Origin of the sequence: Maridesulfovibrio frigidus DSM 17176 (genome assembly GCF_000711735.1) — a bacterium.
In the GTDB taxonomy this organism is placed as follows: Bacteria; Desulfobacterota; Desulfovibrionia; order Desulfovibrionales; family Desulfovibrionaceae; genus Maridesulfovibrio; species Maridesulfovibrio frigidus.
Map to the genome: position 1 here is coordinate 153,655 of NZ_JONL01000008.1, position 22,774 is coordinate 176,428.

A 22,774-nucleotide genomic window follows, 5' to 3' on the forward strand; every position below is an offset into this window, starting at 1 on the left:
GCAATTGCGTTCCGGCCCTTTGTATTATATGAAGGCAGTGTCTAAAACAACTCAGCACGGAGAAAGCACTATGAATATACTTAATGGAAAAGAAACAGCGCTCACCATTCGCGGCGAGCTTAAGATTGAAGTTGATTCCCTTAAAGAACAATATGGCAGAGCGCCCGGTTTGGCCGTCATTCTTGTCGGAGAAGATCCAGCATCAGAAGTTTATGTTCGCAATAAGAAAATCGCCTGTGAAAAATCAGGGATTGTTTCTTTCGCGCATCACATCGATGGCGGAGTTTCTCAGCAGGAACTTGAAGACCTGATCAATAAGCTTAATGGTGACGATTCCGTTGACGGTATCCTGCTCCAGCTTCCTCTTCCAAAAGGACTCAACAGCCAGCGCTGTCTAGAACTTATTGATCCCGCTAAAGATGTTGACGGCTTTCACCCAATGAATGTCGGTAAGTTAATGCTAGGATTGCCCGGTTTCCGTTCCTGCACACCCGCTGGAATCATGACCCTGTTAGAGCGCTACAATCTACCAACTTCCGGCAAAAAAGCCGTAGTAGTAGGCCGTTCAAATATCGTAGGTAAGCCACTAGCCATGATGCTGATGCAGTACGGTGATTTCGCAAACGCCACCGTGACTGTGTGTCATTCACGCACCGCAAATTTAGCAGAAGAAGTTAAGAGCGCAGATTTCGTATTCGCCGCCATCGGCATGCCGAAGTTTATCACCAGAGATATGGTGAAGCCCGGCGCAGTAGTTATTGATGTAGGTATTAACCGCACAGACGAAGGTTTGGTTGGTGATTGTGATTACGCGGGACTTGAAGATGTTGCTAGTGCAATGACACCAGTTCCCGGCGGAGTAGGGCCTATGACTATCGCACAGTTGCTTATCAATACTGTTCAGGCTTTTCGGGAGCATGTTGCTTAAGTAAAATAGATTCGGTTTTTATTTGGAATATAGAATTTGGAATCCCCCCTCTCTTGTTGAATCAAGGGGGGGGGGATTTTTTTATGGTGTTTACACATTTTTTTCACAGCCGGACCTGACTCGGCTGTTTCAGGTCCGGTTTATCGATTATTCTGGAGTTTGAATGGAGGAAAAAAGGTCTAAACAATTTCTGTTTGGCCAACCTTCAAAAAAACTTTAACATGGAGATTTAAACTATGTCAGAATTTTCGAACTACGTATTACAGGAAAAGAAATGGGATGATTTGTCTTTATCACTAAGAATGTACGGCAAGAACGAACCGCCTGAAATGCAGCTTGAGAACATGTATGAGCTGGTTTCCAGAGCAAATGGGGCAAGGTTCGAAGAACCAAGATTTGATCAGTCGGAGTTTTCACATTCCGATCGTATGTATCCGTCAATGATGAAGCCAGATGTCAAAAGCAGATGGGATCAGCAGAAGCGAAGCTACGAACAAGAGCGCGATCAGTACAAGGAAATAAAAAGATTCGCACATGCCAATTTCATGTCCGAAAACCCCAGTCATCCACTTACGCAAGGTTTGGCTAAAACAAGCTACGGTCAACAAGTCTCTTCTGAGCGTGAACAGCTTATGAGACAACAGAGTCAGCAAAGGCAACAGAACCAGCAGACTCGACATAACTCTGGGCCGCAATCCGGTACAGGGCAGTCAATTCATGACGAAATGCAGCGGGATTCAGTTGATCTGCGTGGAGCAAAGGACCAGCTCGTAAAATTCACGTCACCAGAAACAAATGAAGTCTTTGCAGCACTATCCACTGAGCGCAACGAAACAGGAAGAATCGTAAACAAAGCATTTGCGTCTACAGAAAGTCAGCACGAACTCAACTATAAGTATGATTCCGAGGGAAGACTCATTACGGCTTACTACTCGGGCAAGGCCGTTGAGGTGTATGCGTACAACAATCAGGGGCAGCGCACTCAATCCCATGTTACGGGTGGAAAACTTAGCAACTACACCTACAACCAGATTGGACAGCTTGTTCAGGCTGGAACCACAACATATCGCTACAACAGCGATGGTGATTTGGTTGAAAAAAACGAGTCAGGACAGATTACTCGTTACAACTATCTTGAAACCGGACAGCTTTGTGAAGTTACCTTGCCGGACGGAACGCTCATCGAATATCGCTTTGATGAAAACGGATTGCGCACCGAAAAGCTCATAAACGACAAACTTTACCAGCGTTATCAGTGGACTGATTTGACCACTTTGGCGGCGGTTGAAGATTCGACAGGCATGACCCGTTTTCAATATAACGAAGATGGCGACCCCATTGCGATGGCTAAAGACGAAGAAGTTTACTTGCTAGCGACTGATCAGCTGGGTAGTATTTTTACTGTTGCCGACATGGTAGGAAATAGTTTACAGGAAGTCCTATATGATTCTTTCGGTAGGAAGATTCAGAATAGTAATCACGATCATGATTTATACTTAGGTTTTTCCGCTGGATTGCACGATAAAGATACGGGCCTTATCCATTTCGGTTATCGTGAATATGATTCTGCCATTGGGCGGTTCATAACTCCAGATACGATTGGTTTCGCTGGCGGGGATATTGATGTTTATGGGTACTGTTTGGATGACCCTATTAACTTTGTAGATCGGACGGGGTTATTTAGATTTGGAAAGAGAAAATTAGAGGGACTTAGCTCTAAAGAAAGTAAAACTGGAAAAATTGCTACGGCGGCTATGAAAAAAGTCATAGAAGCAACCCCTATCGGTAAAGTATCATCACATGTGATTGGTGCTAACAAAGATAAAATTAACGAAGTTCTGGATAAAAAGAACCTTGAGTTAAAACACGAGCATGGATTCTATGAGGATGGGAGTGGGGATAATATTGGGTTGTTCAAGGAAGGCCTCGGGAACAAAGAAACAACCGAAGGGTATAAGCTAGAAGACAAACATTATGATGATAAACGTATGAGGCGTTCTCAAAAAAGCACTACTTCAGAGGAATACAATTTATGTGGTGTTGGCGGGAAAAAGAATAATTGTCAGGATTATTCAGACAAATTGCGCAAGAGATACTCTGAACTTGAACGCGGAGACAAGCAACGATAATAATTTAACCCTTAAAGAAATAAAAAAAGGGGAGGGCCCCTCCCCTTTTTTGTGAGATCTATAATGAAATATATATTAATCATTGGTGCTATGCTCGCGGGGATATTTATGGTGTATTCAAGTAATTATTTTCAGTCTTACATCTTTCCACAAGAATTTTATGCGGAAATATTTCGTGCTCCGCTTGATGTTCTTAAAAAAGGGGAAAAAATTACAATTCCAATACATTTCAAATATAAAACTCGCTACGCATTATACATTTCTCTGCCGGACAGATACGCTTTTGATGACTTGAGGTATGAAGCAGGTACACTAAAATATAAATTCATATCTCAAGGTCAGATTCTTAAAGAAGGGACAACCGCTCAACCACAGAGAAGACAAGTTATTGTTAAAGGTGAAAACTCATCTGTAGCTATTCTTGAATTTTATTTGCCCTTTCCTAAAGCTCAAAAAGACCTAGCTCTTGAATTAGAAGTTACTATCCCTATGGAGTTTTTAGCTAAATACTCTGGCAAAACATACTGTACTATAGTTCCCAATGACAGCATGAAATAGAATATATTTCTAGTGATTATTTTATAAATTACGGCATGATTGACCCTAAACGCGAGAGTTTAGAGCACTTCGGCTATCGCTACTATGGCTCTGCCATGTAATAATTAGGAAGATATGTATGAAGAGCCTGCTTGGTGTGCCTCCCGCCAAGTTAGTCTGGTTATTTTATTATTACGCTATAAAAATCCCCTCCTTCGAACAAACGAAAGAGGGGATTCTTAATTAAAACCAATAAACCAATCTTCTCTTAAAACCAACCCGACCTAACCCCTACGCATCAAAAGCACTCTCAAAAATCCCAACAACCTCATCCTTATTCATCTGGTAAGGATCAAGAGTGAACAAGAATCCCATGGCGGTCATTGCGTTATCTGCAAGTGCGCCGGCCTGTGATTTATCTAGTTTGAAATCATTAAGATTCAGCTCATCACAATCAATGTCTTTGATAAGCTGTTTTAGAGCGGTGATGAATGCCATTGGGCGTTCGCTTTCAGGAAGCTTGCTGACATCTACACCCATAGCCTGTGCCAGTGCGGGGAAACGTTCCGGAGCTTTCTGCGCCATGAATGTGAAGTATGACACGCTCAGCAAGATCAGTCCTGCGCCGTGCGGTACAGCAGGATCAAACGCGCTAAGTGCGTGTTCCATTGAATGCTGCGAAATACAGCAGGAGGTGGATTCCACCATGCCGGACTGAGTGCTGGCCCATGCTAGCGCGGTGCGAGCTTCCATGTTGGTTCCGTCTTTAACTGCGGCGGCAAGATTCTCTGTGATGAGCCTGACCGAATCGAGCGCGAACAGATCACTTGCGGGCTGGTTGACCGTGGCTAGGTAACCTTCTGCCGCGTGGAAGAAAGCATCCATGCCTTGGTATGCTGTTAGGTGCGCGGGCACGCTTAGCATCAGTTCGGGATCTACTATAGATATTACAGGGAAAGTTTCAGGGATACCGAATCCGATTTTTTCCTGAGTTTCCATGTTGGTGATAACTGTCCACGGATCAGCTTCTGTGCCTGTTCCCGCAGTTGTTGGAATAGCAATGAGCGGGAGTACTTTTTCAGTGACAGGCTGTGCTTTGCCTGTTCCACCTGCGATGTAATCCCAGTATTCGCCCGGGTTGTTAACCATGATTGCGATGCTTTTTGCGGCATCAATGGAACTACCGCCGCCTAGGCCTACTATGAAATCACAACCGTTGTCTCTGGCCATCTGCGCGCCTTCTTTGACGTGATCTACAATCGGGTTAGGTAAGATTTTATTGAAGATTACGGCTTCGACTTTCTGTGCTTTCAGCGCATCGACTACTTTATCGAGGTAGCCAAATTTTTTCATTGATGTACCGGAACTTATGACTATTAGGGCCTTCGTTCCGGGTAGAGTAACTGTTGCCAGTTCTTTTACACGTCCGGCACCGAATATAATATTTGTCGGGATGAAATAATTGAATGAAGTATTCACTGTGTTCTCCTTTTTAAGTTTTGAGGAATGTTACTCTGTTTCGATCCGAAAAGCACCATTCAAAGAAAGCTCTGGATTGTGATTTTGCGAAGGGGGGGGAAGAAAAGCCCCTTTCTCGAATTGTTGAGACAAGGGGCTTCTTTAAAGACTGATTAAGTTGGCGATTCATGTCGAGGTTAAGTTTATTCCCCTTTGTAAATAGCCGCAGACGTGGGGCTTTCCTTTACGACCACTTTAAAAAGGTTCGGAAGTTGCGGTCTCAGTTTATTCCAGATCCACATAGCAATATTTTCGCTGGTGGGATTTTCCAGACCTTCAATGTCGTTAAGGTAATGGTGGTCCAGCTGATTAATAAGTGGTTTTGCAAGGGCTTTAATATCCCCGAAGTCACAGACCCAGCCTGTGTGTTCGCCTGTATCACCGGTAACATGAATTTCAGTCACAAATGTGTGTCCGTGCAAATTGCTGCATCTATGTCCTTCAGGCACATTCGGTAGACGGTGAGCTGAGTCAAAAGTCATGGAAACATATATCTTCATGTTAGCTCCTTATTGAATTCCAATTAATTTATGAGTTTGAAGGCTTAGCTTCCAAACTGGATTTTTTAGACAGATTTCTATCGCCAGCTCGGTTGACTTTGAACTGTCGGCTCCGCCCCTGGGTTGGATATAGAGGTGCTCGAAGTTAAGATCTTCAAAATCAGCAAGAAGAATACTTTCTTGCGGCCAAACCAATTTCAACTCATTCCCTGAAGTTATAGCCAGTTTTGTTCCGGCTTTGGGACTTACCGTTACCCAATCAATATCTTTGGGAAGAGGCTTGGTTCCGTTTGTTTCTATACCGACTTCCAAGCCGTTTTCTTTCAAACCTGAAATTAATTCCTGCGTAATTTGAAGAGCCGGCTCTCCTCCGGTCAGGATAACATAGGGTTTATAGTCCTGATTCTTGTAATCGGGAAAGTATGAAAGAATTGCGGTAATCAGTTCGGAAGCCGTTTCAAATGTCCCGCCGGATTCAGCGGCGGTAATGAAATTTGTATCACAAAACTGACATATCGCTTTAGTGCGGTCCACATCCTGCCCCGTCCAGAGATTGCACCCTGAAAAACGACAGAAAACAGCTGGTCTGCCTGTGTGATGTCCTTCTCCTTGCAGGGAGTAGAAAATTTCATTTACATTAAAACTCATTATTTGGTGCCCTTTTTTACAAACTGTTCCCAGCCATTGGCTCGCAGTTCACATGCAGGGCAGTCTCCACATCCATATCCCCATGGGTGAAGATTTGTTCTGTCCCCTAAATAGCATGTGTGGGTCTGTTCGCGGATGAAATCAACGAACGGAGTCCCGCCTATTTTATGGGATAAATCCCATGTGGCGGCTTTATCTATCCACATTAATGGAGTGTGAATGACAAAACGTGATTCCATGCCTAAATTGAGTGCAACCTGCATGGCTTTAATTGTGTCATCACGGCAATCAGGATAACCTGAGAAATCTGTTTCACATACGCCGAGTATTATATGACGAATTCCCTGTCTGTATGCGTATGCTGCTGCCGCAGTTAAAAAAACAAGATTACGACCGGGAACAAATGTCGTAGGCAGACCGTTTTTTCCCATACTAATTTCTACATCTTCAGTGAGGGCAGTTCCGCCTATTTCATTAAAGAGGCCGATATTCAGGACTTCGTCATGCTTAAGATTGTTTTTCCACTGAGGGTTCAGCTTTCCAATATCTTGCAAAATATTTTTCCGGCAATCCATCTCAACGTGATGCCGTTGTCCATAGCTGAACCCAATGGTCATAACGTCATTAAAGCGATCAAGAGCCCAGGCAAGACATGTGGTGGAGTCTTGTCCGCCTGAAAAGATAACAAGTGCGGATTCATTCATCGAAAAATCTCTCTAGCTTAAATGTTTATAGGTCAAATTTCGTGTCCACCCATGTTTGATGAGAAGCTTTATCCGGTCAGCATTCTTTATATCTCTATCAGCTTCAATCCGTCAAAAGAGAATTCCATTATTCAGCTACAGGGTTTCAGGTGAAGTTGTTTTTTGCTATTTATTCGGTGTCGCATTATATAACTAAATAAAATAAACAAATTTTCAATAGGGAGTACGTAATAATGGATGGTCTAACTGAGCTTTTGGCCTGTATTCAAGATATTTCTGGGGGTAATTATTCCAATGATATTATGGAACTGACCAAAGACGGTTATGATCCCTATGTTCGTGAAATTGCGGAATCCGTCGGGCTTATGATGGTTAAGATTGAGGGCAGAGAGTTTGCTCTTGAGCAGGCGTATGATGACTTGAAGAGTAATATTGTCAATACTGTTAAGGCTACTGCACGCGGGCTTAGTCTGCGTGATAAATATACTCGTGGACATGGTGAACGGGTCGGGCGCTATGCGCACAGACTGGCGCTCAGTGCAGGGTTTTCCGAAGAGGATGTCTGGACGGTCGGGCTTGCTGGAATTCTCCATGATATAGGTAAGATCGGCTTTAGCGATAAGCTGTTTTTCAATGAAGATGTCCGTGTAGATGATGAGATGCTTGCTGAAATAAGGCAGCACCCTGAATCCGGTTTCCGGATGCTGAGGGGGCTAAAGTTTCTAGGTCCAGCCTTGGATTATGTACGGAGTCACCATGAAAGGCTGGATGGGACAGGCTACCCGAATGCACTCAAAGGTGATGAGATTCCTATGGGCGCACGAATTTTAAGTATAGTAGATGTTTTTGATGCGCTCACCACTACGCGCTCGTATCAGGAGGCCAAGTCTCTTGATAAAGCCTTTGGTATTCTTAGAAAGCTGGCGGGGCCATCGCTTGATCCTGAACTCGTCGAAATTTTCATTAAAGAGATAGAAGAAAATGGACTTGAGGTTGTTGAGGAGGAATTTTCCACCTGTACAGATAAAGAGGGGCTTTCTAAGCCTGCTTGCAGTTACTTGCCTGATCCAAAATCCTCCGATTTATAGGTTCGTATTGTATGAAAAAGAAATTTTTAGTCCTTATTGAGGACGACTTTGAAGTAATGGGTAATGGGCTAGGAAATGTTGCTGAATTGCAATATCTGCCAGCTTTATCCCTTATGAATATTGCTGATAAGTATGGAGCTAAAGTAACTTTCATGGTTGATGTTGCTCATCAACTTACTATGAAGAAGCACCTCGTTCATTCTGAAGTTAGAATTCAGTCTAAGCTATGGGATGAAACCGTTCTGCTGATGGCGGAAAGGGGTTTTGATGTTCAGCTACATCTACATTCGCAGTGGGTTAATTCTGTATACAAAAATGGATTTCACCATCTGACTGATGTATGGAATATTGGTCGCCTTCTCCCTGAGGAGCAGGCCGAGCTGGTTAAAGCGGGTGTTCAATATCTGGAAAATCTTTTGCGCCCTGTGCATCCCGCGTATAAAGTTTGCGCTTTCAAAGCTGGATCGTGGGGGCTGCAACCTTCTGAGCATATCCTGTCTGTGCTTGAAAATGCCGGAATTAATATTGTAATGGGTATGCGTGCCGGGATTAAAATTGAAGGGCAGTCCGTTGATTATTCCGGCATGGAAGAAAAATGCCTCCCTTACTATGCCTCTCGAAAGGATGTCACAAAGCTTGCTGCCGATCGCAGTAGTCTTGCGGTAATCCCTTTGCAATCTTATTCTCCGGATTTATTAACTTTTTCAAAGTATGTACTTAATCATATTTTAGAAAGAGCGCGTTGCAAACGTGGATTCTCATTGACCAATGGTAAGCCCGTTCCAGCTGAAATTAAGGGGCTGAAACCCTTGTCCGGCAAAAATGATTTTTCATTGGGGATGCGTCCTTATCAGACTCATTTGAAAATCGGCAGCCAGCCTTTTTCGTATCTTAAGAAATCATTTGATGTGGTTATCGAAAGGTTGCGGGGTTATGAGCTTGAGAGGATTCCTATTCTGATCGAAAGCCACACGAAACAATATGCTAATTATTATGAAGATATTGAACGTTTCATTGCATATATAGCCGAGAAGTATGAATCTGAGGCCGAGTTTGGTGACTTAAGTGGATATGGTAGGGAATTGCAGGAAAATCCAAGTCTAGCGAGGTCCAAAGATGTCCATAAGTAAAGAGCATTTACGCGGTAGTGCTGACACTATTGCGAAGGTGAGAGCGTTTATCCATAATTTTGATACTGGCGCAGAAGGCTGCGGCTCGCTGGAATTTCCATACCTTATTGAAAGCGACGAGCTTGATTGGGGTAAAGTTGTTTCTTCGTTTAAAGAGGATTTCAGAATCTTCGATGATTTGCTGTTCAAACTCCACTTTAAGAGAAATGCTGAGCTCTCAAGCTCACAGGATGAACGGATTATTATATTTTTGACAATTGGATATCTTTATTCAAATGATGTCCGCTACTTTAATGAATTTTTGTTTTTCTATAATGAGCCTGCCAGTTTTGAGAAGTACATGCTTTTAATGCAGGATACATTTTTCAGCAATATCTATCCCGGCAACCATCACAGCTTTCCACTTTGTGACCGGGAAGAGGTGAAAAAACATTTACACAACTTTGAGAGCAAGCTCAGGTCCGTCAGGAGTGAAGAAGTGGACAGTTCTCAGCGTGTAGCCCTTTTTGGTAGTCCTACCTTTTTCAAACGAATAAGGGCAGATTTGCTGGAAAAAGGGTTCGACGTTCGGTGCTATTTTATTCCTTTTCATCCTGATAAACTCGTAAATTTTGTGTTTAAGAACAGACTTTTCTTTAAGCTATTTTGCATGTTTAAGCACATCAAGTTCAAATTTACTAAACTCAATTTTGCATATGATTCTCCTGAGATCGGCAAAATACTTGAGAACCAAAACCTAGATATCGGATTTCATAAGTTGGGTTTTATTATAAAAAATAATGTGATTGGCAGTCTTAAAAATGGGCTGATTAATGACCATTGGGCGTTGCTCCCGTTTGTTCGTGGGAGGTCAACTATTGAATATTCGCTACTTTTGGGGTTTCCGGTTGCTGCAACGACTCATCTTGTCGAGGAAAGTGTCGATAGTGGCGGGGTTGTAAGTGTTTATAATTATGATGAAGAAGCGAAAAAGTGCTCCTCAATCAGTGACGTTAAGCAGCTAGTTCGGTGGGATTTGAATCTGCGAGCTGTTGACTCAATTGAGATTTTATCGCGTACCAAAACCCCGCTTTATGAAAATAGAAATGATATGGGTTTGATGTTCTACTCTATGCATCCTTTCCTAGAAAAATTTATTGAAGATCATATTTTGAGTCATGCATAATTATTATGGGCAATTTATTTGAGTTCATTATTTGAGTTAACTTTATTAAGTGATTTCGCTGAGCTAAGTAACTGCTCTAATTGTGATAGACTATTATTTAATAATGATTCCTATTTAGGTTGCCATTGGTATGAAAGTGCTTATTTTCTCAACTCGCCATTAATGCAACAAATAATATCCGAAAATTTGAAAGTTTTCTTCCTGCTTTGATGCAGGGACAGTGAGAAATATATGCAGAATAAAACGATTCATATTGAAGGCGCAAAGCACCATAATCTTAAAGATTTATATCTTGATATTCCCCGCGATCAGCTTGTTGTTGTCTGCGGCCCTTCTGGCTCAGGTAAATCAACACTCTCTTTCGATATTGTCTATGCCGAGGGGCAAAGGCGTTATGTAGAGTCTCTGTCAGCTTATGCGCGGCAGTTTCTGCCTCAGCTTGATAAGCCTAAAGTTGATAAAATTGAGGGTCTATCACCTGCCATTTCGCTTGAGCAAGGGTCCACTTCACGAAACCCTCGTTCAACTGTCGGAACTGTTACTGAGATTTATGATTTTTTACGTGTGTTTTATGCGCGGCTTGGAAAATTTCACTGTCCAAAATGTGGCAAAGCTATTGAAGCTCAGACTTCTGATGAGATTCTGGATCGCATCATGTCGCTTGATGATGGTACCAAGTTCATGCTTCTTGCGCCCATGATTGATCATCAGAAAGGCACCCATAAAGACCTTTTTGCCAAGCTTAAGCGTGAGGGTTTTGTCCGGGTAAGAGTTAATGGTGAAATGACTTCTATTGATGATGTTCCGGAACTTGAGAAGCATCGCAAACACACCATTGATCTTGTGGTTGATCGCCTAGTTATCAAAGGTGATATTAAAAAAAGGCTTGGTGATTCGCTTGAGCTTGCGCTTCGGTATGGGGATGAAGCTATTATAATTTCTATTGTGGGCGGCGAGGATATTTACCTTTCCACCATGTCTACCTGTTCTACATGTAAGATCAGTATGCCGCGTCTGTCTCCGCAACTTTTTTCTTTCAATAGCCCGCAGGGTGCGTGTCCTACTTGTTCCGGCCTTGGTAGCGTTGAATATTATGAGCCTGATCTCCTTGCTCCTAACAAGGGGCTGTCTTTGAAATCGGGCGCGGTTATCCCTTGGAAATCTCCGCAAATGTTTGGACGCTATGAACCTGAGTTTCGCGCTCTAGGCAAAAAGTATGGTTTTAAAATAGATACACCGATCAGTGAATTTTCTGAAAAAGCGCATAAGGCTCTTTTTTACGGTGATAAGGAACTTGACTGGGAAGGCATTGTTAATCAGCTCGAAGCGGGTAGAGATTTAGGTCGCATCTGGCGTGATGAGCTTTCACGTTTCAGGCAGAACACCTCCTGTCCGGCTTGTGGTGGTGCGCGTCTTCGTCCGGAATCGCTGGCTGTTAAGGTGGAAGGTGAAAGTATTTCAGATTTTTGCTCTATGTCTATTCACAGAGCTTTGAGCTGGATTGAGACTCTTGAGTTCAAGGGACATGATTCTTTGATTGCAGAACCACTCCTTAAAGAGCTGATTCATCGCATCGGGTTTATGGTTAATGTCGGACTGGACTACCTTAACCTCGGGCGTAATATGGCGACCCTTTCGGGTGGTGAAGCTCAACGCATACGTCTTGCTGGACAGCTTGGCTCCGGCCTTGTTGGTGTAACGTACGTGCTTGATGAGCCATCTATCGGCTTGCATCCACGAGATAACGAAAGATTGCTGGCTACCTTACGTTCGCTCCAATCTCGCGGAAATACAGTGCTCGTGGTTGAACATGACGAGGCTACAATTCGAAATGCGGATCATGTCATTGAGCTTGGGCCCGGTTCAGGAATGCTGGGCGGCGAGATAGTTTTTCAGGGCAGTGTAGATGATTTGCTCGGGAAATCTCAGTCGCTTACCGCTAAATACCTGCGCGGAGAGCTTTCACTTGATAAGCCCGAAAAACGGCGTGTTCCAACGGACTGGATAAAGCTTCGCGGGGTTAACACTCATAATCTAAAGAATTTAGATGTTGATATTCCGCTGGGAATTCTTTGTTGCTTTACTGGTGTGTCCGGCTCTGGGAAAAGTTCGCTTGTTGTGGATTCTATGTACAAGCATCTTGCTCTTTCGCGCGGTGTAAAAGTTGATCAGCCGGGAAAAATTTCCGGTATTGATGGGATTGATAAGATCGAAAAAGTAATTTCAATCGATCAGTCACCAATCGGGCGAACTCCCCGTTCAAATCCCGCGACTTATACTAAAATTTTTGACGATATCAGAAATATTTTTGCCGCAACTAAGGAATCGAAGAAGAGAGGCTACAAGCCCGGTAGATTTAGTTTCAACGTACGTGGCGGACGCTGCGAGGCGTGTAAAGGCGATGGGCAGATTCGGGTTGAAATGCATTTTCTGCCCGATGTTTACGTTACTTGTGATGTCTGCAAGGGTAAGCGTTACAATAGCCAGACTTTAGAAGTGGATTATAAGGGGAGCAACATTTCTGATGTTCTCCATATGACGGTTCGCCAGGCGAAGGTTTTTTTTGAAAATCACCCGACACTTAATCGCAGGCTCGCGGTTTTGGAGCAGGTTGGGCTAGAATATCTACAGCTTGGTCAGCCGGGTACGACTCTTTCCGGTGGTGAGGCTCAGCGGATTAAAATTTCACGTGAGCTTGGTAAAAGGCGCTTGCCGGGAACTCTGTATATTCTTGACGAGCCGACCACAGGACTTCACATGCACGAAGTTGGCAAGCTCATTAAAGTCTTACAGCAACTGGTAGAAAAGGGGGCAACGGTTATTGTTATTGAACACAATACTGATGTCATTCGTGCTGCGGATTATGTTTTCGATTTAGGTCCGGGCGGTGGAGAATCCGGCGGGCAGATTGTCGCTAAAGGAACTCCGGAAGAGATAATTGATAACCCCAACTCGGTTACGGGGCAGTTTATCGCATAGCGGTTTTTTACGCGAAAGCTATTAAAGTAAAAATCTCCGTACAACTTCTTTTCGAAGCGTGTACGGAGATTTTTTTATGGGCGAAAAATGGTTTGAACTGAGAATTAATCCATTTCAACGTATTCAATTTCTACGTTTTCCAGATAGTTGCGCACTTGGGCTGTGCTTTCAGGTACTTTATCCATGATTTTTTCAACAGCTTGCTCTTCAATAATATTGCCGAGTCTTGATAGCTCTTCGAAACCGTATGCGGCTCCAGTTCCTTTTAATTTATGGCCCAGCATTCTGATCTGGTCGAAATCTTTATCTTGAATAGCGGTTTCAAGCTCGACTAGTTCTTTCAGTCTAATTTCGAGATACCGAGGCATAATGTCTTCAAGGTCTTCATCAACTTTAACTGCGATTTTATTACTCATGATATTTCCCCCAAATTAAAAAAAGCTTATTTCCCGAGAATGGGACAGTGTTGTCCTCTTATTATTAATCTTTTATTGAATCTTTTTCCACTTTTATTAATTCTTTTTCTTTATCTTTATTTAAGTCAGCGTCTAAGAAACTTTTGGTCTTGGGAAGCTGTAGTGAAAAGTTACTGTAAGATCCAACCTTTGCAACCGCATTTTTAAATTTACAGCCGAGAACGTGGCCTCCAGCAGTGCGGTCTTTAGTTATAAAGTGCCAGTGGAAACCCGGGACTCCGATTCCTTTGACAAAAGAAGGACTTTTAATCCCTATGAGGGACCCTTCAATTTCAGTAAATTTAAAGATGCCTTGTTTTTTTACAACTTCCACAAGCGGGGGGTATGGCTTTTGCTGACCGGGAACGCTTCTTGTTCTCATCATGCTAAACCTACCGTCTATCCGTATCGCAAAGAAAATATTCGCAGAAGGAAGAGCTTCCGTTACTTTATTATTAAGATCCTCCAGAGAAGTAACTGAATCAATTCTCAGAATGGAATCTGTTTTGAAAGTCAGGGCGTCTGCAAATGGAATTCTTGTAGAGTCTTCGACAGGAGCTGCTTTGCCGTCTACTTTTACTTGATAAACTTCATTATCTAGAAAAACCATTTCACCGTTGAGACCGTTAAATGTGCCTATCCCGAAATCACCATGAGATTTAAGCTCTTTAACGGTTAGATCTCCGTCATAAATACCAAGTAGCAGTGAGTCTATGGTCGAATATTGGTAAATGGTTTCACTTGCACTGGCAGGAGTGAAGGCTGTGAGAAGGATTAGAGAAAAGATGGCAAGAGATAACAGTTTATATAACTTTTTCATTTTAGCCTGCTTTTTAACCTATTTTAACTTTACGGGAAGTTTAGGTTGTGTTTTCTATTTTCGCCGCTTTGGCATCGGGGCTTTATTATCTAAGTCGAAGGTTTGCCTATCAAGCCTTTTTAGCCAGAGATCTCCCGTGTGAGTTGCATATAAAATTTTCCTTCCAACATTTCCGCCAACATCAGCAGCTATTGGGTGTAAACCTTTCTCTTTAAGACATTTTTTAGCCATAGTGACGTTTCTATCGCCCACTGCCATGTATTGCGGAGCGCGAACGCGGTTTGCGATCAACCCTTGGGAGCCGCCGAAAAGTTTGACTTCCAAGTGGTTCTTTTTTGCGCCAATCCGAAGCATACACTCTAGCAAGTAGTCTACAGCTGTGTCTACATATCGGCAAATTTGAAGTGAAATTTTTTTGTCAGGACTTATTTCATTTCTTGAGGGAAGAAATGCGTGGCAAATGCATCCTTGTTTAAGTTTTGGAGAGAACATAGTTATTGCAACGCACGACCCTAATACTGTCGAAACGATTGTGGGGCTTACTCCAAGGAATGCATCTCCTGTATGAAGGAATACATGAGGTATGTCTGGTTTTAATGAGCTCATTATTTGTTTCTATCCTCGAATATCAAAAATATCTTAATCCTACTGAAGTATTATAGCAATTACTTCCAAGTCCTTCGTGCAATGATTTTCAAGGTGTACTTAGCTGGCTATGCGGCGTAGATATATTATAAAATTGTAGTGTGGTGCAAAAGAAAATTTATTTTAAATTATGATCGCGTATTATTTTAATTACTTCTTGAAATTCTTCAATGGGGGCCGCCCCGGTGATGGTAACACCATTAACAACAAAGACCGGGGATGCAGTGAACCCAAAAGACTTAGCTTCTTTGATGTCACGATTTACGGTCTTTATAACTTTGGGTGATTTGATGTCTATATGAATCCTAGTAACGTTTGCTCCGACTTTCAAAGCGATAGCATCTAGTTCCTTTAGTCCATGCTTTTTTATTTTGGACCTTTTAGCGAGTGCTAGTTTGTTAAAAGCGATTGCTTTTTGAAAGTTTTGTAAAACTATGGCCTCATAATATAAGGCTGCCGGGCGCGACATTTTGTGGAAACCTTGCGGATTATGTCTATAGCGGTAGCTTATTTTGGGGTCAGATTTGAGCAGCTTTTGTATAGTCGCGTCTGCTTTTGAACAGGTTGCAGATTGAAAATCTGAGTACGCAAATATGGAAATGTCGCCGCTTGTGGCTCCCCATACAGGACGGTTAGGGACGGTTGCGGGGATATTAGGATTATTTACCTGTGCAATCTGTCTGTTGCGTATTTTATCTTTGTTCTTTTTTTCAAGACCGACTTGCATAAGGTCATAAAGTTTATCTTCATGGCCTTTAAATGCGCCAATAATTAGCTCTGGATTTTTGATTAATACTTCTTTGATTTCTTTTTGAAGCTGAGTTTCCGATTCTGATTTAGTCTTCGCATGGACTTGGCTCGGCAAAAGAATAGTAACCGCTAAAATAGAAATAAGAAGGCGGATCATAGCAAATCCTCTGGGTTATGAAATTTTATTAGCAGCTGTTAAAGCTGAGCTGTAAATATTAAACATTGAGCCGAATCCTGATATTTCGAAGACTTCGCTTATCATACCCGTGATATTTGCGAAGGCAATTGCGCCGTCTTCTGCTTTCAGCCTTTTGGCTGTTGATAGAATCGCTCTTAACCCTGCGCTCGAGATGTATTCTAAGTCACCTAAATCAAAGACGAGCCTTATCTCTCCGTCTTTAATCAGTTTGCAGATTGCATCTTCGAAATTGGGGGAAGTCAGCGCGTCTAGCCTTCCTTCCATTCTAACTATAGTAGCATTTTCTACTTTTTTTTGATTAAGTTCCATATAAAATCCTTGTGCATCATAAACAGAAGTGGATGACTGGGAAAAGTTTTCTTAAAGAATCAATTTCTTTGATTTTGTAATTCGTAAAGTGATGTTCAGTCAATCTTTGTATGTTAGTCAAATTAGTTTCTAAATTTTTTTTTGGCATCTATTTTGTTACTATGGCGATATGTTTTTTTAATATTCACAAATGTATTTGACTTAGTTTGAGAGGTTACATATCTACTCCCTAAGAATAAGTATTTAGAGAATAATAGGGAGAAATATATTATGAAGAACTATTTAAGAATATTAGTTTTATTGGTCGTTTTGATCGTGCCTGCATATGCTTCTGCCTCTTCTGTGTATCTTACTTTACAAGGTACAGTTAATTCTGTGTTTGATAATGCCGGACTGGTTGGTTCCTCCGGAGTCCAGATTGGAGATACTCTCAATTATGTAGTTGCCGTTGATACTGAAATAGGTGGCTCTTTCACTGACGTGAGGGGTGGAACTTATGCAATACCCGGAGCTGTTTATACTTCACTGTTCCAAGGTGTTTTGAGTGGCGCAGACGCTGAACAGTATAATTGGGGCCGTGATTTTGGTCAGTCTATCTATTTTCAAACCGGGAACGAAGACTCTAATCTTTATGTAAATAGCTGGACTGCCGGTCTGAGTGATATACAGGTTGGAACAGAGATCTCCCAACTATACGAAATAGCTTTTGGAGCGAACGGGGAAAGCAGCAGAATAGATTTAAGCGATGTTACTGTGACCAGAGTTGCTGATACCGCACCTACTCCTATTCCGGGAGCAATCCTGTTAATGGGCGGAGGACTTGGTCTTGTAGGTATTATTCGTCGAAGGTTCGGAAAGAACAGTTAGCTTCTATTGAATAATAAGAACAGAAAAGGGTCACTCATTTTGAGTGGCCCTTTTTTTGTTTTTAATTGTCCGTAAATAGTTGCGGCATGAGGTTATGATTCCTGTTCGACCATTTTTAGTGAGATTGCATTTTCATTTTAAGTTCACGGTCAATAAACTGGACGAGGATTAGCGAAATTGCAGATAGTGCGGCTGCTCCTAGGAATACTATTCTGTAGTCCTGCATCCATGCTATTCCTGCCAGTACGGGAATGGCAACTGCTGCAATGTGGTTTATTGTGAATCCTACAGCCATGCTTGGGGCAATGTCCTTTTTGTCTGCAATTTTCTGGAAAAAGGTGCGGATTGCCATGGCGAAATTGAAGAAAATATTGTCTAGAATGTACAGGATTCCGCCGACGATTGGGCTGTCGGTGAACGCGTATGCAGTGAAAATAAGAACTAAACTGAAGTACTCAAAACTGAGAACCTTTCTTTCGCCGTATTTATTAACAGCTCTAGCAATTATTGGATTGGCGAAATAGTTGATAATGTTATTAAGTACGAACAAAACAGTGATGTCTTGCACTGTATAGTTGAATTTTTTAACTAGTAAGAATACTGCAAAAGCAACAAAAATCTGTCTGCGCGCGCCCGCCATGAAAGTCAAAGCGTAAAAAAGCCAGTACTTAGTTTTAAGGATCATTTTTTTGTGCTGGAGCGGAATTTCTTTTGATGATGGATCTTGAAAAAAGCAATATATCCCTGCTAGTACTGCAATGGCTCCAACTATTAAAAACATTGCTTTATAGTCGAGTGTCCCGGCTAAAGCAAAAATTAATAGACCCACAGCTATGTTGGTTGCGGCGCCTAAGCTTTTTAGTCTGCCCATAACAACAGGAGCTTCGGTGAATCCAAAATATTGTAGGGTCAAAGACTGATTCAGCGTTTCATAGTAATGAAACCCAAAGGACATGATGATAGTGGTTAGAGCTATTCCCATAAAGCTGGGCAAAAAGCCCGTGATGGCAATTCCTAACCCCATTACAATAACAGAAAGAGCGGCTAGTTTATGCTCTTTAATAATTAATAGAAAATAAATTACAAATAATGCGAGGAAGCCCGGAATTTCTCTGATCGAGCCCAGTGCTCCGAATTCTCCGCCATCCAGACCCGCGACATCAACTGCGAAGTTATTTAGAAGAGTTCTCCAGCCCTGAAATCCTATGGCCGTGGCTATGGTCAGAACGAGTAGAAAAATATACATTTTGCGGGAATTGAGTGCGGGCTTAGTCACGTGAGGGTCCTTGCTGGATGGGTTTGGGGTTTTTCCTAAATTGAAGTGCGGATACTAGGCTTGAAGGATTTGCAATACAAGTAAAACTTTGATTCTATTAAGCGCATATCCACTTGCTTAATCTATTAAGGAAGGCAATTCTGGTACCCTTTTATAGGTTTATTTTTATAGTTTCTTGATCTGGTAGTTGTTCTTATTGGTGTTTTATTTTGAGATGGTTTGATTTTGCAGGGCCATGAGTTTTTTAATGAGAGCGGTTTTAACCAAGGTGTAAAATTGTAATGGCTGATTTTCCTCCTCCATATTCTGTGCGTATAAGTGCGCGTGCAAAAAATGTAATAATCAAGCTTATTCCGGACAAAGGTCTAGAGATTGTTTTGCCTAAAGGTGTAAGTGAATCTAAGGTTCCGGGTTTCTTGGAAAAAAGGCGGGAGTGGATATTGTCCGCGACCAAACAGCTTGAAGAGAAAGGGTTTTCCCTGACTCCACCTAAATTGATATTGCCCGACAGTTTGATTTTTGTTGCATCAGAAATGGTAATATTTATCCGTAGAACACGGACTAGAAAGTCCGGTTTACGAGTGCGCAAAAATGTCGATAAGCTTATGCTTAGTGGTGCAGACTGGACTGTGCAGGAGGATATAGCAGCTCTGACTAAGTTCGTTCGCGGACAGGCTCGCGCATTTTTATCTGCTGAGTTGGCTAAAATTTCAAAAGAACTTGGCATGCCATACAAAAGATTGTTCATTCGTTCGCAGCGCAAGAGATGGGGAAGTTGCTCATCCAACGGCAATATAAATTTAAATATGAAGCTTATGTTTTTGCCCTACAGACTGGTGCGCTATGTTCTGATTCATGAGCTATGTCACACTGTCCATCTTAATCATTCCGGTAAGTATTGGCAGCTAGTGAAACAGGTAGAGCCTGACTTTCAAGCGTTAGAGAAAGAGCTTGGAGCTGCAAGTCCGCTTGTGCCTGGTTGGATTAATTTTTGATTTAAATTAGGAGAGCAGACACCCCTTCGAACTCCTGCTTAGGGTGAAAGGAAGAGTTAAGAACATAAGTTCTTTTTAGTTTTCCACAGGTGTGCGTAAAGAGTGTAAGGTACTTATATAGCGAACTTACTTTTGAACATGGTTTGTTCATATTGCTTAGTCTAGAGATAGTCTGAAGGAGTAATACTAGAAGGTGGTATGAGCAGGGAAATGTGCTTCTAGGTGGTGTTGGCTATAATGTCAAATATTTTGATAGAGAACGTAAAAAAGGGAAACCGCTATGGTTTCCCTTTTTTTATTGATATCGGTTGTCTCGCTCTGAGACTTGTTGATCCCGCTGGATCTATTTGAATGGAGCGATAGCTTTTTCGAATCCTTTATCTGAGCGTTCAATGACATCTACGCCTACGCAGAAGGCCAGTCTGAAGTAGCCTGGGAAGCCGAAGCCTGTTCCCGGTACTGCTAGAATCTTTTCTTCTTGTAAAGTTGCGCAGAATTTTACATCGTCTCCGCCCGGTGCTTCCGGGAAGAAGTAGAATGCTCCTTTAGGGAGTGTGTATGAATATCCGGCTGCATCCAAAACTTTTGCCATTGCATCGCGTCTTTCTAAGTAGATGTTTTTATCTACCTGTGAGCCGAGAGCTTTTTCTAAAAGTTTCTGCCCTACAGCAGGCGCGTTTACAAATCCTAGAATGCGGTTTGTAAGCACAAGTCCTGATAGGAGCACTTCTTTTTCCGGCATTTCTGGATTGACCAGCGCATAGCCTACTCTTTCGCCTGCAAGTGATAGGTTCTTTGAGAAGGAGCTGACCACTACGCTGTACGGGTACAGCGGAAGAATGGACGGCACTTCAACACCATCGAATGCTAGGAATCTGTATGGCTCGTCTGCAACCAAAAAGATTGGTCTTTCGCGGCCAGCATTTGCTTTTTTGAGAATATCTGTGAGCTTAACAAGTTCGTCTTTTGTGTAGACAACGCCTGTTGGATTGTTCGGGGAATTGATCAGCATTACACGGGTTTTATCTGTGATTGCTTTTTCAATTGCGTCCAGATCAAGCTCAAATGTCAGTGGCTTGGAAGGAACTGTCACCAGCTCTCCGCCAGAGTTCTGAGCATAGAATCCATACTCTACGAAGAATGGCGCGGGACATAAAATCTCGTCACCCGGCTCGAGAATGGCGCGGTAAAGAGCGTTGATTGCTCCAGCCGCTCCGCAGGTAACGATGATATCACTTCCTGCAACGGGAACGCCTTGTTCTTCCGATACCGTCTTCGCCAGTTTTTCCCGCAAACTAGGGTAACCGAAGTTAGGCATATAGCCGAATGCGAAGGGTTCGCCTGCGCATCCTGCAAGTTCTCTTAATCCTTCAGCAATTGCCGCCGGAGCTGGCACGTCGGGATTTCCTAGCGAAAAGTCACATACTGCGTCTGCGCCAAATTCTTTTTTTAGCTCAATTCCTGTTTCGAACATTTTACGAATCCAAGAAGAGCGTTCAATATATCCTTCCACCTGACTTGAAAGCAATTTCATATTCAATTCTCCGAATACTTTTTGTTAATATTTACGGTTTCCGCCGGAATTACCACCCTGCGGTTTCCTTCCACGGTTCTGCCCACCAGACTGATTTCTGGGTCTGCCACCGTGGTTCGGTTGACTGCTGCGTGGTCTATTTCCGCCGCCCTGATTTTCAGATGGTGGCTGCGGAGGGCGTGCGTGGAGTGAGTTCTGATAAAGTTCATCCATAAGCATGCCCACTAAAATAGTTTGCTCGTCATCATCTGCAAGCTGGCGAACCAGATCCTTGTAACGGCTGATGCGTTCTTTTTCAAGGATGGTTTTTGAGCGGTACTGCGCTTCCAGAATAGTGGTGAGTCTCTCATTTATGGTAGCTAGAACTTCTTTGTCGTCTGGTAATGTACGGCAATCGAAGTTGATGTTGTACGTGGTTGCAATTCTCTGAAGTTCCAGTTTTTGGATTACATCTACGAGAGAAATAGCGATGCCTGATGATCCGGCTCGTCCTGTGCGCCCGGCCCTGTGGATGTAAGATTCTTTATCTTCAGGTGGTTCGTACAAAATAACGTGAGAGAGGTCAGGTACGTCAATTCCGCGTCCGGCGATGTCCGTTGCCACGAGAAACTTGATTTTGCCAGACCTGAGGTCCCCTAGAATTGTTTCGCGTTTGTTCTGTGAAAGGTCGGAAGATATTTCTCCGGCATTGAATCCGAAGTTATTCAGAACAGCGGTAACGAAATTTACGTTCGCTTTGGTGTTACAGAAAATGATGGCGGAGGTTGGGTTTTCCATCTCCAGTACGCGCATTAGCTGTCTCTCGCGGCCCATGGCAGGAACTTCGTAATATGCGTGCTCAATTTGAGTTACATGTACATTTTTACTGCTCAGGCTGAGAAGCTGCGGATTGTGCATGAACTCTTTTGAGAGGCGTAGTACGTGCTCTGGGAAAGTTGCTGAGAACATGTATGTGCTGACAGGACGGTTGGGCAGGTATGATTTTACCTGTTGCATGTCCGGGTAAAAACCGATGGAGAGCATGCGATCCGCTTCATCAAATATGAGAGTTCTAATATCTTTCAGAGAAAAGGTTCTTCTCATCAGGTGGTCAAGTATTCTGCCCGGGGTCCCTACAACTAGGTGAGCGCCTTCTTCGAGTTTATCTTTCTGTCTGCCGTACCCGACTCCACCATATACGGAGAGGACTCTGAGTCCTGATCCTTCGAAAATTATTTTCGCTTCACGCTCAACCTGACTGGCTAGTTCGCGAGTAGGAACAAGCACTAATGCCTGTGTGCGGTTAAGTCTTGGGTCAAGTTTTTCCAGCATTGGCAGGACAAATGCGCCTGTTTTACCGCTACCGGTTCTTGCCTGAACCATCAGGTCTATTCTATCCAGCTGGTACGGAAGAGATTTCGCTTGAACAGGAGTGAGGCTGTCCCATCCAGTTTTTCCTAAGGCTTCTTTTATTGAATTCGGAAGTTGATCTATTGCGATTTCTTTAAGAGCTTCATCTGGCTCGACCACTTTATCAGGTTCTTGGTGGGCATAGTCATTCGTTAAATCTTCGCCCGTAGGTTGGTCTTCATTTGAATTTGTCATGTATTTTATCCTAT

The 22,774-nt window shown here is 42.8% G+C and carries 21 protein-coding genes; 9 read left to right on the forward strand and 12 right to left on the reverse strand.

Going from position 1 to position 22,774, the window contains the following annotated elements:
* Nucleotides 1-70: 70 nt before the first annotated feature.
* The 3 genes from folD (at nucleotide 71) to BR06_RS0115595 (ending at nucleotide 3,615) form a co-directional block, all read left to right on the forward strand.
* Nucleotides 71-928: a bifunctional methylenetetrahydrofolate dehydrogenase/methenyltetrahydrofolate cyclohydrolase FolD gene (folD, locus tag BR06_RS0115585; protein ID WP_031484712.1), complete on the forward strand. Its 858-nt coding sequence runs from the start codon at nucleotides 71-73 to the stop codon at nucleotides 926-928.
* A gap of 236 nt (nucleotides 929-1,164) precedes the next feature.
* Entirely contained in the window at nucleotides 1,165-3,057 is a 1,893-nt protein-coding gene (locus BR06_RS0115590; RefSeq protein ID WP_051677131.1) for an RHS repeat domain-containing protein, read from the forward strand.
* 63 nt (nucleotides 3,058-3,120) lie between these two features.
* Nucleotides 3,121-3,615, forward strand: coding sequence for a hypothetical protein (locus BR06_RS0115595; RefSeq protein ID WP_051677132.1), 495 nt, complete (start codon nucleotides 3,121-3,123; stop codon nucleotides 3,613-3,615).
* 270 nt (nucleotides 3,616-3,885) lie between these two features.
* Here the strand turns inward: BR06_RS0115595 and BR06_RS0115605 are convergent, their stop codons facing one another.
* The 4 genes from BR06_RS0115605 to queC form a co-directional block, all read right to left on the reverse strand.
* Nucleotides 3,886-5,073: an iron-containing alcohol dehydrogenase gene (locus BR06_RS0115605; RefSeq protein ID WP_031484719.1), complete on the reverse strand. Its 1,188-nt coding sequence runs from the start codon at nucleotides 5,071-5,073 to the stop codon at nucleotides 3,886-3,888.
* A gap of 182 nt (nucleotides 5,074-5,255) precedes the next feature.
* On the reverse strand, nucleotides 5,256-5,612 hold the full coding sequence (gene queD / locus BR06_RS0115610) for a 6-carboxytetrahydropterin synthase QueD (protein WP_031484721.1): 357 nt from the start codon (nucleotides 5,610-5,612) through the stop codon (nucleotides 5,256-5,258).
* Nucleotides 5,613-5,621: 9 nt separating this feature from the next.
* Nucleotides 5,622-6,260 (reverse strand): 7-carboxy-7-deazaguanine synthase, encoded by a 639-nt coding sequence (gene queE, locus BR06_RS0115615; RefSeq protein WP_031484723.1) that lies wholly within the window; start codon nucleotides 6,258-6,260, stop codon nucleotides 5,622-5,624.
* Complete coding sequence (queC, locus tag BR06_RS0115620) at nucleotides 6,260-6,964, reverse strand: 7-cyano-7-deazaguanine synthase QueC (RefSeq protein WP_031484725.1); 705 nt, start codon at nucleotides 6,962-6,964, stop codon at nucleotides 6,260-6,262. Before queC ends, queE begins: the two co-directional genes overlap by 1 nt.
* 233 nt (nucleotides 6,965-7,197) lie before the next feature.
* Between queC and BR06_RS0115625 the strand changes: the two genes are divergently transcribed.
* From BR06_RS0115625 to uvrA, 4 genes are all read left to right on the forward strand, one after another.
* Nucleotides 7,198-8,052, forward strand: a complete 855-nt coding sequence (locus tag BR06_RS0115625) for an HD-GYP domain-containing protein (protein ID WP_084154195.1) — start codon at nucleotides 7,198-7,200, stop codon at nucleotides 8,050-8,052.
* Between the two features lie 11 nt (nucleotides 8,053-8,063).
* Nucleotides 8,064-9,182 carry a polysaccharide deacetylase family protein gene (locus BR06_RS0115630; RefSeq protein ID WP_031484729.1) on the forward strand — a complete coding sequence of 373 codons (1,119 nt, stop codon included), beginning with the start codon at nucleotides 8,064-8,066 and terminating at the stop codon, nucleotides 9,180-9,182.
* A complete protein-coding gene (locus tag BR06_RS0115635) occupies nucleotides 9,169-10,347 on the forward strand; it encodes a hypothetical protein (RefSeq protein WP_031484731.1) in 1,179 nt (392 codons plus the stop codon). Before BR06_RS0115630 ends, BR06_RS0115635 begins: the two co-directional genes overlap by 14 nt.
* A 231-nt stretch (nucleotides 10,348-10,578) precedes the next feature.
* Nucleotides 10,579-13,326, forward strand: coding sequence for an excinuclease ABC subunit UvrA (uvrA, locus tag BR06_RS0115640; protein WP_031484733.1), 2,748 nt, complete (start codon nucleotides 10,579-10,581; stop codon nucleotides 13,324-13,326).
* 104 nt (nucleotides 13,327-13,430) lie between these two features.
* Here uvrA and BR06_RS0115645 read toward each other — a convergent pair whose 3' ends face one another.
* The 5 genes from BR06_RS0115645 to BR06_RS0115665 all read right to left on the reverse strand — a co-directional run bounded on the left by BR06_RS0115645 (nucleotide 13,431) and on the right by BR06_RS0115665 (nucleotide 16,504).
* On the reverse strand, nucleotides 13,431-13,742 hold the full coding sequence (locus tag BR06_RS0115645) for an Hpt domain-containing protein (RefSeq protein ID WP_031484734.1): 312 nt from the start codon (nucleotides 13,740-13,742) through the stop codon (nucleotides 13,431-13,433).
* 64 nt (nucleotides 13,743-13,806) lie between these two features.
* Nucleotides 13,807-14,601: an acetolactate decarboxylase gene (gene budA, locus BR06_RS0115650; RefSeq protein ID WP_031484736.1), complete on the reverse strand. Its 795-nt coding sequence runs from the start codon at nucleotides 14,599-14,601 to the stop codon at nucleotides 13,807-13,809.
* Between the two features lie 54 nt (nucleotides 14,602-14,655).
* The gene (locus BR06_RS0115655; protein WP_031484738.1) at nucleotides 14,656-15,207 is read right to left on the reverse strand and encodes a chemotaxis protein CheD; all 552 of its coding nucleotides are present in this window, start codon (nucleotides 15,205-15,207) and stop codon (nucleotides 14,656-14,658) included.
* Nucleotides 15,208-15,364: 157 nt separating this feature from the next.
* A complete protein-coding gene (locus BR06_RS0115660) occupies nucleotides 15,365-16,153 on the reverse strand; it encodes a DsbA family protein (protein WP_031484740.1) in 789 nt (262 codons plus the stop codon).
* A 15-nt stretch (nucleotides 16,154-16,168) separates the two neighbouring features.
* Entirely contained in the window at nucleotides 16,169-16,504 is a 336-nt protein-coding gene (locus BR06_RS0115665; RefSeq protein WP_031484742.1) for an STAS domain-containing protein, read from the reverse strand.
* Between the two features lie 270 nt (nucleotides 16,505-16,774).
* On the opposite strand from BR06_RS0115665, the gene BR06_RS0115670 reads away from it, so the two are divergent.
* The gene (locus tag BR06_RS0115670) at nucleotides 16,775-17,371 is read left to right on the forward strand and encodes a hypothetical protein (RefSeq protein WP_031484744.1); all 597 of its coding nucleotides are present in this window, start codon (nucleotides 16,775-16,777) and stop codon (nucleotides 17,369-17,371) included.
* A gap of 115 nt (nucleotides 17,372-17,486) precedes the next feature.
* Here BR06_RS0115670 and BR06_RS0115675 read toward each other — a convergent pair whose 3' ends face one another.
* Complete coding sequence (locus BR06_RS0115675; protein WP_034603079.1) at nucleotides 17,487-18,617, reverse strand: MFS transporter; 1,131 nt, start codon at nucleotides 18,615-18,617, stop codon at nucleotides 17,487-17,489.
* A gap of 311 nt (nucleotides 18,618-18,928) precedes the next feature.
* Here BR06_RS0115675 and BR06_RS0115680 point away from each other — a divergent pair, with 311 nt between their 5' ends.
* Nucleotides 18,929-19,642, forward strand: a complete 714-nt coding sequence (locus BR06_RS0115680) for a M48 family metallopeptidase (RefSeq protein WP_031484748.1) — start codon at nucleotides 18,929-18,931, stop codon at nucleotides 19,640-19,642.
* Between the two features lie 343 nt (nucleotides 19,643-19,985).
* On the opposite strand, the gene BR06_RS0115690 is transcribed toward BR06_RS0115680, so the two are convergent.
* Complete coding sequence (locus BR06_RS0115690) at nucleotides 19,986-21,176, reverse strand: pyridoxal phosphate-dependent aminotransferase (protein ID WP_031484750.1); 1,191 nt, start codon at nucleotides 21,174-21,176, stop codon at nucleotides 19,986-19,988.
* A gap of 24 nt (nucleotides 21,177-21,200) precedes the next feature.
* Nucleotides 21,201-22,760: a DEAD/DEAH box helicase gene (locus BR06_RS0115695; RefSeq protein WP_031484752.1), complete on the reverse strand. Its 1,560-nt coding sequence runs from the start codon at nucleotides 22,758-22,760 to the stop codon at nucleotides 21,201-21,203.
* Between the last annotated feature and the right edge of the window lie 14 nt (nucleotides 22,761-22,774).

Excerpts from the sequence above, each read along its gene's own strand:
- BR06_RS0115635 (WP_031484731.1), top strand. The coding sequence starts at position 9,169 with ATGTCCATAAGTAAAGAGCATTTACGCGGTAGTGCTGACACTATTGCG.
- BR06_RS0115630 (WP_031484729.1), top strand. The coding sequence starts at position 8,064 with ATGAAAAAGAAATTTTTAGTCCTTATTGAGGACGACTTTGAAGTAATG.
- folD (WP_031484712.1), top strand. The coding sequence starts at position 71 with ATGAATATACTTAATGGAAAAGAAACAGCGCTCACCATTCGCGGCGAG.
- BR06_RS0115680 (WP_031484748.1), top strand. The coding sequence starts at position 18,929 with ATGGCTGATTTTCCTCCTCCATATTCTGTGCGTATAAGTGCGCGTGCA.
- BR06_RS0115655 (WP_031484738.1), bottom strand. The coding sequence starts at position 15,207 with ATGAGCTCATTAAAACCAGACATACCTCATGTATTCCTTCATACAGGA.
- BR06_RS0115695 (WP_031484752.1), bottom strand. The coding sequence starts at position 22,760 with ATGACAAATTCAAATGAAGACCAACCTACGGGCGAAGATTTAACGAAT.
- budA (WP_031484736.1), bottom strand. The coding sequence starts at position 14,601 with ATGAAAAAGTTATATAAACTGTTATCTCTTGCCATCTTTTCTCTAATC.
- BR06_RS0115665 (WP_031484742.1), bottom strand. The coding sequence starts at position 16,504 with ATGGAACTTAATCAAAAAAAAGTAGAAAATGCTACTATAGTTAGAATG.
- BR06_RS0115670 (WP_031484744.1), top strand. The coding sequence starts at position 16,775 with ATGAAGAACTATTTAAGAATATTAGTTTTATTGGTCGTTTTGATCGTG.
- queD (WP_031484721.1), bottom strand. The coding sequence starts at position 5,612 with ATGAAGATATATGTTTCCATGACTTTTGACTCAGCTCACCGTCTACCG.
- BR06_RS0115590 (WP_051677131.1), top strand. The coding sequence starts at position 1,165 with ATGTCAGAATTTTCGAACTACGTATTACAGGAAAAGAAATGGGATGAT.
- BR06_RS0115595 (WP_051677132.1), top strand. The coding sequence starts at position 3,121 with ATGAAATATATATTAATCATTGGTGCTATGCTCGCGGGGATATTTATG.
- BR06_RS0115645 (WP_031484734.1), bottom strand. The coding sequence starts at position 13,742 with ATGAGTAATAAAATCGCAGTTAAAGTTGATGAAGACCTTGAAGACATT.
- BR06_RS0115625 (WP_084154195.1), top strand. The coding sequence starts at position 7,198 with ATGGATGGTCTAACTGAGCTTTTGGCCTGTATTCAAGATATTTCTGGG.
- BR06_RS0115675 (WP_034603079.1), bottom strand. The coding sequence starts at position 18,617 with ATGTATATTTTTCTACTCGTTCTGACCATAGCCACGGCCATAGGATTT.
- uvrA (WP_031484733.1), top strand. The coding sequence starts at position 10,579 with ATGCAGAATAAAACGATTCATATTGAAGGCGCAAAGCACCATAATCTT.
- queE (WP_031484723.1), bottom strand. The coding sequence starts at position 6,260 with ATGAGTTTTAATGTAAATGAAATTTTCTACTCCCTGCAAGGAGAAGGA.
- queC (WP_031484725.1), bottom strand. The coding sequence starts at position 6,964 with ATGAATGAATCCGCACTTGTTATCTTTTCAGGCGGACAAGACTCCACC.
- BR06_RS0115690 (WP_031484750.1), bottom strand. The coding sequence starts at position 21,176 with ATGAAATTGCTTTCAAGTCAGGTGGAAGGATATATTGAACGCTCTTCT.
- BR06_RS0115660 (WP_031484740.1), bottom strand. The coding sequence starts at position 16,153 with ATGATCCGCCTTCTTATTTCTATTTTAGCGGTTACTATTCTTTTGCCG.